12 protein-coding genes are annotated in these 14,882 nt (G+C 52.2%); 7 read left to right on the top strand and 5 right to left on the bottom strand.

The features are described from left to right. Positions 1-46: 46 nt before the first annotated feature. From AC23NW_RS01325 to AC23NW_RS01340, 4 genes are read left to right on the top strand one after another with little or no spacing between them, the layout of a single operon-like run. Positions 47-2,491: a TonB-dependent siderophore receptor gene (locus AC23NW_RS01325; protein WP_487447195.1), complete on the top strand. Its 2,445-nt coding sequence runs from the start codon at positions 47-49 to the stop codon at positions 2,489-2,491. Between the two features lie 9 nt (positions 2,492-2,500). Next, positions 2,501-3,943: an ABC transporter permease gene (locus AC23NW_RS01330; protein WP_487447197.1), complete on the top strand. Its 1,443-nt coding sequence runs from the start codon at positions 2,501-2,503 to the stop codon at positions 3,941-3,943. A 2-nt stretch (positions 3,944-3,945) separates the two neighbouring features. Beyond that, positions 3,946-5,298 (top strand): DUF3526 domain-containing protein, encoded by a 1,353-nt coding sequence (locus tag AC23NW_RS01335; RefSeq protein WP_487447199.1) that lies wholly within the window; start codon positions 3,946-3,948, stop codon positions 5,296-5,298. Between the two features lie 12 nt (positions 5,299-5,310). Next, positions 5,311-6,012 (top strand): ABC transporter ATP-binding protein, encoded by a 702-nt coding sequence (locus AC23NW_RS01340; protein WP_487447201.1) that lies wholly within the window; start codon positions 5,311-5,313, stop codon positions 6,010-6,012. A 75-nt stretch (positions 6,013-6,087) separates the two neighbouring features. On the opposite strand, the gene AC23NW_RS01345 is transcribed toward AC23NW_RS01340, so the two are convergent. Together AC23NW_RS01345 and AC23NW_RS01350 are read right to left on the bottom strand one after the other, a co-directional pair. After that, a complete protein-coding gene (locus AC23NW_RS01345; RefSeq protein WP_293841721.1) occupies positions 6,088-7,092 on the bottom strand; it encodes a S1 family peptidase in 1,005 nt (334 codons plus the stop codon). 3 nt (positions 7,093-7,095) lie between these two features. Further along, on the bottom strand, positions 7,096-7,716 hold the full coding sequence (locus AC23NW_RS01350; protein WP_293841722.1) for an RNA polymerase sigma factor: 621 nt from the start codon (positions 7,714-7,716) through the stop codon (positions 7,096-7,098). 145 nt (positions 7,717-7,861) lie between these two features. Between AC23NW_RS01350 and AC23NW_RS01355 the strand changes: the two genes are divergently transcribed. Continuing rightward, on the top strand, positions 7,862-8,062 hold the full coding sequence (locus AC23NW_RS01355; RefSeq protein ID WP_487447204.1) for a hypothetical protein: 201 nt from the start codon (positions 7,862-7,864) through the stop codon (positions 8,060-8,062). A gap of 213 nt (positions 8,063-8,275) precedes the next feature. Continuing rightward, positions 8,276-9,856, top strand: coding sequence for an NFACT RNA binding domain-containing protein (locus AC23NW_RS01360; protein ID WP_487447206.1), 1,581 nt, complete (start codon positions 8,276-8,278; stop codon positions 9,854-9,856). Positions 9,857-9,910: 54 nt separating this feature from the next. Here AC23NW_RS01360 and AC23NW_RS01365 read toward each other — a convergent pair whose 3' ends face one another. After that, positions 9,911-11,788, bottom strand: coding sequence for a tetratricopeptide repeat protein (locus AC23NW_RS01365; RefSeq protein WP_487447208.1), 1,878 nt, complete (start codon positions 11,786-11,788; stop codon positions 9,911-9,913). Between the two features lie 265 nt (positions 11,789-12,053). On the opposite strand from AC23NW_RS01365, the gene AC23NW_RS01370 reads away from it, so the two are divergent. After that, a complete protein-coding gene (locus AC23NW_RS01370; protein ID WP_487447209.1) occupies positions 12,054-12,866 on the top strand; it encodes an energy transducer TonB in 813 nt (270 codons plus the stop codon). Between the two features lie 183 nt (positions 12,867-13,049). Here AC23NW_RS01370 and AC23NW_RS01375 read toward each other — a convergent pair whose 3' ends face one another. Continuing rightward, the gene (locus AC23NW_RS01375; RefSeq protein ID WP_487447211.1) at positions 13,050-14,570 is read right to left on the bottom strand and encodes a subtype B tannase; all 1,521 of its coding nucleotides are present in this window, start codon (positions 14,568-14,570) and stop codon (positions 13,050-13,052) included. 36 nt (positions 14,571-14,606) lie between these two features. Beyond that, on the bottom strand, positions 14,607-14,882 hold a 276-nt coding region (locus AC23NW_RS01380; RefSeq protein WP_487447212.1), incomplete at its 5' end, for a hypothetical protein.

Below are 14,882 nucleotides of genomic sequence, written 5' to 3' on the forward strand. Positions count from 1 at the left end.
CCCTCACTGTTTCAATAAACCACTCTTCAAATTTAATCGCTACATTATGAGGCTATTGTTTACTATTCTATTTATTCTGTGTTTTATATGTACTTATGCCCAGCGGGTAACCGGGCTGGTGCATGATGCTACTACAGGTAAACCGGTTGCAGGGGCAGCCGTTAAGGTGGCCGGTACCGAAACCGGGATCACAACCGATGATCAGGGGCAGTTTACGATAGAAGCAAAAGGGCTGCTGCAGGTGTCAGGAGTTGGTTACCGGACCATCACTGTCAGGGGCAAGGAGCGCTCATTTGTTATTGAACTTGTACCGGAAATTACCGAACTGCAAACGGTTGAAGTCGTCGGGCGGGCGTCGAAGGAATATAACAGTGATTATTCGTTTTCGGCCATGAAAATTGCCGCGCGCAATAAAGACATTCCGCAGTCGGTCAATACGGTTACTAAAGAACTGATTGCCGACCGGCAGGCGTTTCAGCTGGCTGATGCGGTAAAAATTGTAAGTGGTGTGGCGCCGTCAAGTTACTACAACCAGTATGCCATCCGTGGCATCAGTCAGAACGAAGAGGGCCAGATTATCAATGGCATGCGTACCCGGCAATATTATTTTCTGCAGCCGCTGACGACAAATATCGAACGGGTGGAGGTACTGAAAGGGCCCGCCAGTGCGTCGTTCTCGTCGGTTGATCCGGGTGGCAGTATTAACCTGGTAACTAAAAAGCCGCTGGCTATCAGCCGGAAAGAAGTGAGTATGAGTGTAGGCAGCTTCAGTACCATGCGCGGAACACTTGATTTTACCGGTCCGCTGAACGAGAAAAAAACGCTGCTTTATCGTCTCAACGGCGCTTATCAGGAGGCCCGCAGTTACCGCGATCTGGTCCGGAACAATTCCCTGCTGGTGTCGCCTTCGTTTTCCTACATTCCCAATACCAGAACGGCGGTGAATGCAGAAATGATTGTCAGTAACATGGCCGGCAATCTGGATCGCGGACAGCCGGTTTTCGGTGCCGTGGCGGGCGTAACCAATCTCAACAGTACACCCATCAGCCTGAATCTGGGCGCTTCCAACGATTTCTTCAAGTCGAAGGAGATGATCATTATGGGTAATTTGGCTCACCGGTTTACCGACAATATCAGCCTGAATGTATCGTACATGAAACAGAACTGGACGGAAGATTTACAGGAACACCGGACAACCAACGCCTTTGCGGTCGATATTAACAACAGGCCGGTAACGTCGCAGGCCGCGATGCAGTTTGTGCAGCGGAAGCAGTTCTGGAACGTCGACAACCTGAGCAGCTACCTCAACATTACGGGCAATACCGGTCCGCTCCGGCATAATCTGCTGGCTGGTTATGACCTTAACCGGTGGCAGAAGCTGAAAGGCGGCGGTCAGAATGCAGCACGCGGATATCTGCTGACAAATGGTTCCGTTGCGTCGTCGTTTGTGCCGGCCAGCGCTGCCAGCTACCAGACCATGACCGTAGACGGGGTGGTAATGCCACGGCCCAATGTTGCCCATTTTGACCTGAAAAATCCGGTGTATAGTATCCGGAATGTAAACGATTACGTGATGAATGTCCGTACAGCGCTGCAACCGGCCCTGACCACAACGCAAGCGGTGTATGTGCAGGAGCAGCTGACCTGGCAGCGGCTGACCCTGTTGCTTGGCCTGCGAAACGAATGGTACGAAGAAATTACCAACTACAATGCGCCCGGCACCCTTACAGTCCGGAAAACAGCCTTGCTGCCCCGGCTGGGTATGACCTATGCCCTCAACCCGCGTGTGAATCTGTATGGCACGTACCTGAAAGGTTACCAGCCGCAGGCCAACACCGTAACGCTGATGCCGGTGACTGCTCCGGCCGGCAGTCTGTTCGATCCGTTGCAGAGCGATCTGAAAGAGCTGGGTGTAAAAGCCGGGTTGCTCGAAAACCGCCTCTACATTACCTCAGCAGTCTATGAAATCAACCAGCGGAATATTCTTATGAATGCCAACGATCCTGTCAATCCGGATTTACTGGTGACACGCGGGGCCGAACGGAGCCGCGGGTTTGAGCTGGATGTAGCGGGGTATCTGATGTCCGACTGGCAGATCAATGCCTCGTACAGCTACATCGATGCCGTGATTGTGAATGACCGTGAGGCGGCGCTCATTGGTGCCCGGAAACAGAATACGCCCAAACACAGCGGCAACCTCTGGACGCGCTACAACTTCCCGGCCGGATCGTCGCTGCAGGATCTGGGCATTGGGTTGGGCTTCCAGTACAGCGGCAGCAAAATTCCGTGGTTCTCGCGCGCCTTTGAGGTACCGGCCTATACACTCTTCGACATGGCGGTCTATTACACACCGTCGAAGAGTAATGTCCAGGTGGCATTCAATGTCAATAATCTCTTTAACCGGACATACTGGATTGGTGCGCAGAACTACCTCCGCCTTTTCCCCGGTTCACCGCGATCAGGTATGCTGACGCTGACGTATCGTTTTTAACACTGGTTTATGTATACAGAATGGATTATTGCCCGTCAGTTCTGGCAGATGACGTTTGCCGGCAAGGCGATCCGGGCGCTGTTGCTTGTGATTGGTTTACTGACGGTCTATGCCGCCGTAACGGGCTGGGTACGCCGCGAAAAGCAGGACGCAATCCGGCACGACTATCAGGAACAGGCCCGCAAAGACTGGCTTGAGAATCCGGATAAACACCCGCACCGTATGGCTCATTACGGCCACTTTGCCTTTCGCCCGAAACCGGCGCTGAGCGTATTCGATCCCGGTATGGAAAGCTTTCTGGGTAATGCTGTTTTTCTGGAAGCACACCGGCAGAATTCCGTCAATTTTTCCGACGCCGGTTTGTCGACGGGGACACTGCGCTTCGGAGAAATCAGCCTGGCCATGATCCTGCAACTGCTGGTACCGCTGCTGATTATTTTTTTGGGTTTCGGCACCATCGCAACTGACCGTGAAAACGGTACGCTGCGGTTGTTACTGAGCCAGGGCGTAAGCTGGCGGCAGCTCCTGGCAGGGAAAAGCTTCGGTCTGCTGGCGGTATCGCTGACGGTATTCGGGCCGGTTATGCTTCTGGCGGCGGGGCTCTGGCTGACGGGCCGGCAGGAGGGCTACTGGCCGGATGAAGTGATCCGGCTTTTGTGCCTGGGCGTGTTTTACACGGGGTATCTGGCGTTTTTCTGCGTCATTACGGTGTTGGTGTCGGCCGCCAGCCCGACTGCCAAAACGGCGCTGGTGGCCTTGACCGGCCTCTGGCTGACGCTGACGATTGTGTTACCACGTGCGTCGCAGGCGCTGGGATCTGCCTTGTATCCGGCACCGTCGAAAGTGCAGTTTGAGGCCGCCATCCATGCGGATATTGTGCGGCAGGGAGATAGCCACAATCCCGACGATCCGCACTACAAAGCGCTGAAGGATTCGCTGCTGGCCGCCAACCACGCCGATTCTGTTCAGCAACTATCATTTAACTACAGCGGATTTGTGATGGCAGAAGGCGAAAAAATCAGCGCGGCGATTTATAACCGCCACTTCGACGGGCTCCAGCAGACGTTTGCAAAACAAAACCGGTTTGCGGGGATTATGGCTTTCGCAGACCCCTACATGGCCGTGAAAAAACTGTCGATGGCCATGGCAGGCACCGACTACGGTACCTATCTGGACTTTCAGCGGCAGGCGGAGGCTTATCGCTACGACATGGCCCAGACCCTGAACGATCTGCAGATCCGGCTGGTGAGTAACAAAAAGCTCGCTCCGACCGATAAGCCCTATGTCATTGACCGGAAATACTGGGCGCAGATTCCGGATTTTCACTACCAATCGCCATCGGTCGGGGCGGTGCTGGTCCACGAAACGGTAGCGCTGGCCGCTTTCGCCGGCTGGATGCTGCTATTGGTTGTACTGCTACTGCGCCTGTCTAAAACGTTCAACGCTGTCTGATTATGTTTTTTCTGGCACTTACCAATTTCATACGGACCACACCGATGCGGCTGGGTGTAGGTTTTCTGCTGATCGCCGGCCTGATCAGCCTCAATATCGGTAATCAGTTTCTGGACCGGCAACGGCAGCATGTTACTGAAACCAGCCGGTATCAGCGCGAATCAATCAGCCGCAATGCCCGTTACCATGCCGGTGAACTGGGGCTGATGCTCTATTACACCCAGTTTGCACTAGTCAACGAAACCGCTCCGATCAACGCCCTGTCTATCGGTCAGCGTGATGTAAATCCGTCCATCCAGCGGGTAACCATCCGCGGGCTCGAAGGACAGAAATATGATGCAGATCTGACAAACCCCGCCAACCTGCTGTCGGGTAATCTGGATTTCAGCTTTGTACTGATTTACCTTTTTCCGCTGCTGATCATTGCCTTTACCTACAATCTGGTTTCAGAAGAAAAGGAAAACGGCACATGGAAACTTATGGCCGTACAAAGCCGGCATCTGTTCGGGTTGCTGCTCCGGCTTTTTGCGGTCCGGATAGTTGTTATCTACAGCGTGTTGCTGGGGCTGCTGGCTGTTGCTGTGCTCTGGTCTGACATTCCGTTTGACGGGGCGCTGGCGCTGTATGCGGCTACCTCGGTGTTGTATCTGCTGGCGTGGTTTGGCCTTTGTTTCTGGGTTGTATCGCTCAACCGGCAGTCGAGCGTAAATGCCATTGTACTCGTTACGATGTGGTTAAGCATGGTTATTGTTCTGCCTGCCCTGCTCAACAGCTACATTGCCAGCCGCTATCCGGTGCCCGAAGCATTTGATACCATGGTCCGGCAGCGGAAAGGCTACCACGAAAAATGGGACATGGACAAACAAACGACCATGAACCGGTTCAACGCTCATTATCCTCAGTTTAAGCGGTTTCCGTTCGCGGCCGATGTGTTCAGCTGGCAGTGGTACTACGCGATGCAGCAGATGGGCGACGATGATGCTGCTAGCCAATCGGCCGGGTTGCAGGAAAAGCTTCGGATGCGCGAAACCGTGAGCCAGTGGGTAGGGCGTCTGCTGCCTTCGCTGCATACCCAGCTCCAGCTCAATGATGTGGCGCGTTCGGGATTGGGGAATCAACTCCGTTTTCTGGACGCTACGTCTCGTTTTCATGAGCAGAAACGACTGTATTTCTATCCGAAAATTTTCACGGATGTGCCGGTGTCAGCCATACGCTGGAATCGGATCGGGGTCGAAACTTTTTCGGATCCGGTAAGGCCGGCGGCGGGGCGTGTGTTGTTGCCGCTGCTGCTCTTTGCCGCGTTATTTGCCGTATCAGGCTGGTATAACTTCCGCCGCAACCTGTATCGTCTTTAATCTGTAAGCGCTATGTTACAAGCTATTGCACTAACCAAACAATACCAGTCAAATGCCCGTCCGGCGCTTCAGTCACTGAATCTGGCGGTGGCTCCCGGTGATATTTTTTGTCTGCTTGGCCAGAACGGGGCCGGTAAAACAACGACAATTAACCTGTTTCTGGGTTTTCTACAGCCCACGTCGGGGCAGGCGCTGATCAATGGCCTTGACGTAGCGCAGCATCCGCAGCAGGCAAGACAGTATCTGGCTTACCTGCCCGAGACAGTTATGTTATACCCTAATCTGTCGGGCGTCGAAAATCTGCGTTTTTTTGCCTCGCTGGCGGGGTTCCGGTACACGCCGGATGAGCTGCGTGCACTGCTGAACCGCGCCGGTTTGCAGGCCGATGCGCATGACCGGCGGCTGGGTCTCTATTCGAAAGGGATGCGGCAGAAAGTAGGCATTGCCATTGCGCTCGCGAAAGAAGCGAAAGTGCTCCTGCTCGACGAACCTACCAGCGGCCTCGACCCCAAAGCCGCCAACGAGTTTTCGGACCTTTTACTGAACCTGCAACAGTCGGGAACCGCTATCCTGATGGCCACACACGATATTTTCCGGGCGAAAGAAATCGGGACACATATCGGCATCATGCGTCAGGGGCAGCTGGTCGAAACGCTGCAGGCGATGCATCTGACTGCCAGCGAACTCGAAGCCATGTACCTCCAGACTGTGTGATGTCAGTACTCCCATAAAAAAAGCGGACAGGCCCTTTAGCCTGTCCGCTTTTTTTATGGGAAAGAATGCTGCTGCTTAGTGTTTAAATACCTTCACCAGATACACGCACTCCTGTACTTTTTTGATCTGTTGCTTCCGTGGCAGTTTAGCCAGCGTATTTTTCCGGTTCAGTTTCAGCGACGCCCCTTTCAGCGAATCGCCCGGAATATCGCCGATGGCCCGGAAGAGGTAATCGGTTTTGATGGCGAACGAAGCGCCTTCGGTCGAAACCTGTTTCCCGCTGATGACACCGATTACGTTGCCTTTTTCGTCGAGAAGCGGGCCGCCGGAGTTCCCCGGGTTTACACTGATCGCCACCTGATAGGCCGACGAATCGTTGCGGAAACCGGTGCGTGAACTCAGATAGCCTTCATCATACACAATTTCGTCGCGCGGGTAACCGAGCGTAAAAACGCGTTCGCCTAAATCCGACGGACGTGGCTCAAAACTGTAGGGCAGCGTCGGCAGTGGTTTATACGAGCTGTCGCTCTGAATCTGTAAAATGGCCAGATCATAGCCACGGTTTGTATACACCATGCGTGCCTTATACACATCTCCTTTATGATCCTGTACATAAATGGAGTCCGCGCCCTGTACAATGTGGTTGTTGGTAACCAGATAGCCATTCGGGGCCACCAGAAAACTGGTGCCGGCTACCCGTGCCGGTGTCGAGTTAAAGGCCGCCCGGCGGCGTGCGCTCAGGCTGCTCAGAATCTGGTTCTGCGATTGTTTAATCGCCTGTACATCCCGCCGCAACATGCTGTATTGCGCCTGCTGCTGGTGCGTTGACCGGTATTGCCACACGGTGAATAGGGTAGCAAACGTCGTCACCAGCGCCACCGAAGCCGCGATGGCCAGTGTCTGCTTGTGGGCCTGCCACAGTTGCCGGATCAGGGTCGGACGCTTTTGCTGCTGCCATTGCAGGTTGTTCTGAATGGCATCCATATCCATGCTGGCGTGAATCTGATCCAGTTTTTTCCGTAAATCAACCCGGCGGCGATACCGCTCAAGGGCTTTTTCTATGTCCTGATCTTCTTCCATCGGTCAATCCTCCTTATACACCGAAAAAAACAATCGCTTCAGCCGCTGCAGGCACTTGTACTTCTGCGTCTTGGCGTTGTCCGGGTTCGTATATCCAAACTTATCCGTGATTTCCTGCATTGACAGGTGACGGATATAAAAATCTTCTAATAACGTGCGGCACGGCTCTCCCAGCTTCGTCAGCGATGATTCCATGACCTCAAACTGAATGTCCCGCTGCGCGTGGTCACTCAGGTCGGTTTCAATAGCAACCGTAGGCTCGCCCTCGCCGGGATCACGCTCGGTATCGTAGAGCGTGTAACGGCCTTTCCGGGCCAGTTGTTTCAGCCACAGCCGCCGGCACACCGAATACAGGTAGGTTTTTACCTGACAGTGCAGTTCCAGCGAGCCTTCGGTGACTTTTTCATAGAGCACCACCATGGCCTCCTGAAAAATATCTTTGGCGTCGTCTTCGCTTCCGTTGTTACTGACAATTAAGTGCAGTGCCATCGGAAAATACCGCTGGTAGAGCTGAGCAAGTGCTCCGTCTGCGCCTTCAGCCAGACCCGCCAGCAGCTCATCATCCGTGAGCCTTAACCGGTTAGCGCCTGTGCCGGGCGATCTTAACCCGCTATTTTCCTTCATTAATTACCTTCATAGATTAATACGCCGCCCTGAAAATAGTAACCCAAAAAAAAATATAAAATATTTCTCAATCTAATGGGTTACCTATTTCCAGATAGGGTATTAAGGTTGACATTTATCATTAACGTTTAAACGCTACAAACTCATGAAAGCTCTGGTAAAATACGCATTCTTCGCAATGGCAATGATCTCTCTGGCTACAGCTTGCCAATCGAAAAAAACTGAAGAAGGTGCAGCTACAACTGACACTACAGCGACAATGTCTGCTGATTCTTCAACAATGGCTACAGACAGCACAATGGCAACTGATTCGGCTGCTACAATGTCAGCTGATTCAGCTAAGTAATTAGCCCTATTGTTCACTAGAAAAGCGGTCCCGACAACTCGGGATCGCTTTTCGCTTTTATACGGGTCATCTTTTCTGTTCAGACAGGATTACAGGATAAACAGGATTCTTTTTCAAGACTTTACCAAATGACCCTGTCAATCATTGAATCATACGTATCCTGTCAATTCAGTCAATCCTGTCAGTCATTAAATCATACGAATCCTGTCGGTCATGCATACCAATTACTATTTCCTTCGTCAGCTGGCCCCCTTGTTAGAAAAAAATCTGTACGGGTTAACCTTTATGGAGTGCTTCAGCCAGGAGCGCGACGAGCTGGTGCTGGTGTTTGCGCAGGCGAGGGGAAAAAATAACTATTACAAGCCGTTTTATATCAAAGCAACGCTGAAACCGGACTTTTCGGGACTGTTGTTTCCAGATGTGGTGCAGCGGGCCCGTACCAACAGCGTCGATCTGTTTGAGCAGTTGTACGATAAGCCGGTGACGGGTGTCCGGTCATTTCTGAATGAACGGTGCCTGGCAATTGAACTGGCCGACGGGTATACCTTTCTCTTCAAATTCTTTGGCAACCGGCCTAATTTTCTGGCCTTTAACGGTGATGCCGTAGAAGACGTTTTCAACCAGAAGCTCCAGACCGATCACCAGTTGCGGCTCAGCGCTCTCGACCGGCCCATTGACCAGTCATTCGGGGCTTATGAGCAGGCGGGATATGACCATCGTAAGCTGTTTCCGACCTTCGGTAAAATCGTTAATGCCTGGCTAACTACAGAATTACCCCTCCGCGAAACACCGGCTGAAAAATGGACCTTGTTGCAGGACGTTGTCCGTCAGCTCGAACAGCCCCGCTACTACCTGACTAAAGTTGACCACCAGCCCACGTTATCGCTGCTTCCGGTTGGCGAAATTATCCGCGAATTCGACGAGCCGATGGAGGCCACGAACCGCTTTTTTATTTCCTATGCCGGTCAGAACTTCTTCGACAAGGAAAAAGGCGACGTATTGCGGCTGCTGGAAAAACGCCTGAAACGGGCCAGTGCCCAGATTGATGCCAATATGCAGCGGCTGATCGGCCGCGAAGAAAGCATCAAGAATGAGGAAGTTGCCAATATCCTGATGGCTAATCTGCACGATATTCCGGAACCGCCCGGCCAGCGGTCGCCGGATCAGGTTACGTTGTACGATTTTTACCGCGATCAGCCGGTGACGATCAAGCTCAAAACCGACCAGACGCCCCAGAAAAACGCCGAGCTGTTTTACCGGAAAGCTAAAAACGAGAAAAAAGAAGAGGATCACCTGCAACAGCAGATTACGGTCCGGGAACAGGAAATCGCGCAGATCGGGCAGCACATGGCCGCGCTGAATGAACTGACCGGGCTGAAAAACCTGCGGAAATACATCAAGCAACACGGGCTGCTGACCGACTCCATTGCCGAAGGACCGGCTGAGTTGTTCAAAGAACTAAAGTACGAAGGGTTTACGATTCTCATCGGCCGGAACGCCAGAAATAACGACCTGCTGACCCAGCGTTATGCCTTTAAGGAAGACTTATGGCTGCACGCCCGCGATGTGTCGGGCTCGCATGTACTGATCAAATATCAGGCCGGCAAAACCTTTCCGAAAACGGTAATCGAACGGGCCGCCGAACTCGCCGCCTGGTATTCGAAGCGAAAAAACGACAGCCTTTGCCCGGTTATCGTAACACCGAAAAAGTTTGTCAGAAAGCCAAAAGGACTGGCTGAAGGACAGGTAGTTATCGATAAGGAAGAGGTCGTGATGGTCGTGCCGAGGGCATAAAAATAGCGGCACAACATCAGTCGTGCCGCTATCCGGCTTAGGTACAATCATAAACTACCGGCCACCACCGGGAGAATCGTCATTTCCGGCCTTAGGCTTACTCGCTTTTGCGGGGGCTGTCCGCTTGGTTGCGGGGGCTTTTTTGCCGGAATTAGCAACTGTCTTGCTTTTATTAATATTGTCAATCAACTGAGTTGCCATTTTATTGGTTGGGTCCAGTTCCATGGCTTTATTGAGCGAAACCATCGCATTGTCTACATCTTTCTGATTGTAGTACGAATACCCGATAAAGCTATGGGCCTCAGCCAGGTCTTTCGGGGTAATCTTATTCGGCGACGAGGCTGAAACCGTATCGGCAAAGTTGACCAGGGTTTTATAATACCCGACGGCACGATCATTGGCCATAGAGTCCGGCATATACCGGTTTGCCCGTGCCCGCCAGAGATACGCTCCGCCATATGTCGGATTTACTTCGGCCAGTTTCGCGAATGCTGAATCAGCCTTGGTAATCAGCGTACTGTCTTTGTTAATGGTAAACCCAAAGTATGCACTCCGGCCCAGGTTAAAGTAATCCTGACTAGCGACCTTCTGGTTGTGTTTTTCTTTCCAGTTGTTTAGCTTCTCGTATGCATAAGCTGCATTGGCATAGTCCTTTTTCTTGGTGTAATAGAGATTAGCTACATCACCATAGAACGTTTTCGCTGTGTCTTCGTCGCTGGCTTTGCTCAGATAGTCGATTGCCAGCGAGTCGTAGCCGGGACCTTCGAGGTTAGCATATGCCTGACCAATAGCGGCGTAATCAAGTGTCCGGACCAGTGAATCTTTTTTCACGTCGTTGTTTTCCAGCACCTGCTTCATCAGTTCCAGCGCCTTATCATACTGCTTGTAATCTTCCGTTACGTAGGCATAGGCATACATCCGGCGTACAGGATTGGTATTCACAATGGCATCTTTGTTTTTAATCTTGTCCAGATACGTCATCATGTTTTTGTAATCCTCTGCAAGGAAGGCCATTTTCGTATAATTCAGCAGGGTGCTGTCCGGCACGTTCGCTGAGTTATCGATTGCCTTTTTGTAATTGAAAGCCGCCGAGCGGTAATTACGGCCCATCGTATACAGGTCACCCAGTTCGTAGTACGCATCAGCTTTCGTTGAGTCAAGACCGATGGCTTTTACGAAGTAATCACGGGCATTGTTATAGTTTTTTGAGGCCTTGAAAATCCGGCCAATCTGAGTCAGGGCATAAGGATTTTGTGGCTGTAGCTGCAAGGCTGCTTCATAGGCAGATACGGCGTCACCACCCTGATTTTTAAGCCAGAACGCGTCCCCTTTTACGAGATAGTATTCAGCTTTTTTCTCCGCTTTCTCATTTTCCAGCACCAGGTTAATCAAACGCAGCGCTTCATCGGCATACTGTTTATTCTCAGTCAGGGTATAGGCTTCGGCCATGTGGTAAAGCCAGTCCGGATTTTTCTTTTTGGCTTTTTTCTCTACCGTGGCAAATGTTTCTTTGGCCGCATTTACATCGCCTTTAATAAGCGCGACGCTTCCCTGACCAACCATACCCAGATAGTCTTTTTTATCGGCAGCTACTTCCTTGTCGAAAATAGCTTTTGCTTCATCAAGTTGTCCGTCGCGCAGGGCATCAAAGCCTTGCTCAACGGGATCTTCGCTGGCTGCTTTCGGTGACGGCTGCGAGGCTACCGCATTAGCGGCAGGTGCCTGTGCGGCCGGCTGAGCTGCTTGCGTGGCCGGCTGAGCACCGGTTGCCGGTTGTTTTACCGCTGGCATAGCCGGCTGTTTCTGATCAGTAGCGGGTTGTGTGGTAGTTGACTGCTGCTGTGGCTTTGCGTTGACTGTCTGTGCCCATGAGGGTACAGCGACAACGCTTAACAAGCCAAAAGCTAATATGGATGCACCTATCGTTTTCATACCTAATTGAGTTAGTTGGATGGATAATTCCATAAATCGATGGTACAAAATTGGCACAGAGAACTAAGAGACTTTTTAGAATGAAATTAGAAATTCATTAGAGGGAAATTGTATTATTTTAATGACAGAGCCCCGTTCGGTCTGTTTTTATTGTGTTGGTTTGGCGATTTACATAGTGGTGGCACGACTCTAATTCGTGCTACCACTGCTAAACTATCTTATGCAATTTCAGAGGCAGCTGCATCCATCGGAAAACAACAGATTCATGGAAACAACGCACACACTCGACGAATTGATCTTCGCTAACCGTAATCAGGCATATGGCGCTTTTGCCCTGCGGCGGGGATATCGGAGCACTATCAACCGCGCCCTGCTGGCCGGCAGCGCCATCTTTTTACTGGGGATTGGTATGCCGACGGTCTACCGGCTTTTTGCGGATAAACTGCCGAAAGACGAGCAGATGATTGCCGTCGATATGACGCCGATTCAGGTACAGGAGCTTAAGGAGGAGCCCATCCCGATCCGCGCCGAGGAGCCGCTGCCGCAGCAAACCACCGTGCGTGATCTGCCGCCGGTTGTCTTACCGGACGAGGAGGTGCTGGAAGAAAATCTGCCGCCTACCATCGACGAATTAGCTCAGGCCAAACCCGGGGAGCAGACCGTTGAAGGGACGGGCGATGTGGAGGAAATCATTGCGCCGGTCGAGTCGGCTGCGCCAACCGTACAGGAGAAGGCGGTTGAGGTGGCCCCGCCTAAATCCGATGAACCGTTTTTGTTTGTTGAGCAGCAGCCGGAGTTTCCGGGCGGCATGGAGGCTTTGGCGAAGTTTCTGCAAAAGTCGTTGCAGTATCCGGGTCAGGCGGCGCGGTCTAACATCAGCGGCCGTGTGTTTGTCAGCTTTATTGTTGGCACCGACGGCACCCTGACCGATGTGCAGGTACCGCGCGGCATTGGCTTTGGCTGTGATGAAGAAGCAATCCGGGTCGTTAAAGCAATGCCACGCTGGAAACCCGGCAAACAAAGCGGCCGTGCCGTCCGGGTACGCTACAACCTGCCGATTGTCTTCGCGCTGGAATAATAGTTCCAGATTCTGATGGTTGCTGATGGTTCTGGGTTCTGGTAGTTAATAAGTGGTGGCACGACTATTTGTGATCGCTTCACAAAGCGGCCGCTCCACAGTCGTGCCACCACTACAAAGGGGCAATAATACCCACCAGCAACCCTCAGCAACTACCAGAACCCTCAGCAACAAAAGAAACGGTTATTTACAAAGCTGATCCACCCATTGAAACAGCTCGTCGAGGTCGTAATCACCGCTGTGGGGGCGGTCCCAGGGTAGTTCCAGATTAACACTATACCCTTTGTTTTGGAGGGCGGTGGCAAGAAGAACAGGAATGGCCAGGCTGGTGTCTTTGTCTTTCGAGCCGTGACGGATGCGCCAGTGTTTAGCCGTCTGCGTGCCCGCCGCGCCGATATAGTACATCGGATTCAGCATCCGCACAAACTGTTCATCGGCACGTGATGCCTGCACAGTTGAGTGGCTGGCTGAAAAGGCGGTGAAATGCTGCTTATCAATCGTTGCGGTGCCAAATTCCTGATTTTCGGGCGAGGTAAGGTCAAGGGCGTCAAAGGCCGGCGGGGTTTTCATCCGCTCCTGATACCGCACAAAGGCATCGAAATCAAGGCCGGTAACCTTGCCGCCCGAGCTGGTCAGCCACGAATGGACCGACAGGTCTTTTCCGCTATCAAGCGCCTTCTGCGCCGAAGCGATTACGTACGCTTTGACGTATTCTTTAAAGGAACCATTGCCGTTGTTATCGAGCGAGAGGCGTTGCCCGTTCGGGGTCTTGAGATTCAGGCTGTTCAGGTAAGCGGGGAAAAGGGCCTTTAATTGGGCCGACACCGAAATCTGCTCAGGTGTAAGGTCCGTTCCGGCCGTGTTGGTGCCCTGCATTGGGCCACCGCGCCGGTAGGTATTTACCCCGTTGAACTGCCATTCGTAGGCAGCGTCGGCGTTTTCCAGGTTAATGATCGGGCAGTAGGCCGATACCGCAAAGATGTCGTCCTTAGCCGGTGCCGCGCCCAGGGCGTTCAGATACGGTTCATAATCGTTGTTGTTGCCGGTTGCTCCCAGCAGCGACGACATGGCACCACCCGCGCTCGTACCGTTTGAGATGATCTTGTTGGCGTCGCCGGGCATGGCCTTGTCGTTGTATTTCAGGTAGCGGATCGCCGCTTTCAGATCAACGAGTGCCGCCGGCGATTTGCCGGTATAAATCCCTTGTGCATCTTTAGTCATGCGGCCGCGCGCACCCGCTGACGCCACTACGTAGCCTTTCGCAAGGGCCAGTGCAACGGTTGACGGACCACGATTACCGCCCATGCCATTGGGTGGTCCGCCGGGACCTTGCGGGGGCATACCATTCCCGCCGGGTCTGCCGGCAGGCGTGTTGGTGGCCGTAGCCGGTTGGGCAGCCATGTAGCCACCGACCCGGTTCGGGAAAAAGATGGGAGCGGTTCGGGCGGTATAGCCATTAATGGTTTCGCCGTTGAAATAGCCTTCCGGAACGTAAATGTTCAGGATCTGAAACGTTGTATCGACAGGGTTCGCTACGTAAACAATCCGTTCAAAGGCCCTGATTTTATGATCAGTACCATTAATGGATATTGTCTGTGTCTCGTATTTATCCCCTTTAAAGTCAAGAGAATAGCTTTTCTGTTGTGCAAAAAGCGGACTGATACAGGCTGATAAGGTGAACAGGCCGGCGAAAAGAACATGCATCGGTTTCATGGAGGCGTTGCTTCGGTTTACAGCGGATTACTCAATCCGCTGCACCTGAATGTGCGATGCAAATAGCGCCATTTCCGGCTGGTTTACGGAAACGAAAAAGACAGATTCGGAGAAAAAACTAACATCAAAACGTTTTGATGCTGGTTGTTGCTGGTTTATTCTGATTGTTCTGGTTTGTTCTGATTGTTGCTGGGTTGTTCTGGTTTGTAAATAAATAGTGGTGGGGCGACATACCCGCGTGGCCCCCAAATGTTTGTATATTTTTTTTTTTGTTGTTTTGAATTTATGTTTTAAAAAAAACCA

The sequence above is a fragment of the Arsenicibacter sp. R0_47 genome (assembly GCF_057652235.1).

Bases quoted from the DNA above. Each gene is read 5' to 3' on its own strand.
- AC23NW_RS01350 (WP_293841722.1), bottom strand. From the start codon at position 7,716: ATGAAGGAAAATAGCGGGTTAAGATCGCCCGGCACAGGCGCTAACCGG.
- AC23NW_RS01375 (WP_487447211.1), bottom strand. From the start codon at position 14,570: ATGCATGTTCTTTTCGCCGGCCTGTTCACCTTATCAGCCTGTATCAGT.
- AC23NW_RS01325 (WP_487447195.1), top strand. From the start codon at position 47: ATGAGGCTATTGTTTACTATTCTATTTATTCTGTGTTTTATATGTACT.
- AC23NW_RS01340 (WP_487447201.1), top strand. From the start codon at position 5,311: ATGTTACAAGCTATTGCACTAACCAAACAATACCAGTCAAATGCCCGT.
- AC23NW_RS01355 (WP_487447204.1), top strand. From the start codon at position 7,862: ATGAAAGCTCTGGTAAAATACGCATTCTTCGCAATGGCAATGATCTCT.
- AC23NW_RS01345 (WP_293841721.1), bottom strand. From the start codon at position 7,092: ATGGAAGAAGATCAGGACATAGAAAAAGCCCTTGAGCGGTATCGCCGC.
- AC23NW_RS01330 (WP_487447197.1), top strand. From the start codon at position 2,501: ATGTATACAGAATGGATTATTGCCCGTCAGTTCTGGCAGATGACGTTT.
- AC23NW_RS01360 (WP_487447206.1), top strand. From the start codon at position 8,276: ATGCATACCAATTACTATTTCCTTCGTCAGCTGGCCCCCTTGTTAGAA.
- AC23NW_RS01335 (WP_487447199.1), top strand. From the start codon at position 3,946: ATGTTTTTTCTGGCACTTACCAATTTCATACGGACCACACCGATGCGG.
- AC23NW_RS01370 (WP_487447209.1), top strand. From the start codon at position 12,054: ATGGAAACAACGCACACACTCGACGAATTGATCTTCGCTAACCGTAAT.
- AC23NW_RS01365 (WP_487447208.1), bottom strand. From the start codon at position 11,788: ATGAAAACGATAGGTGCATCCATATTAGCTTTTGGCTTGTTAAGCGTT.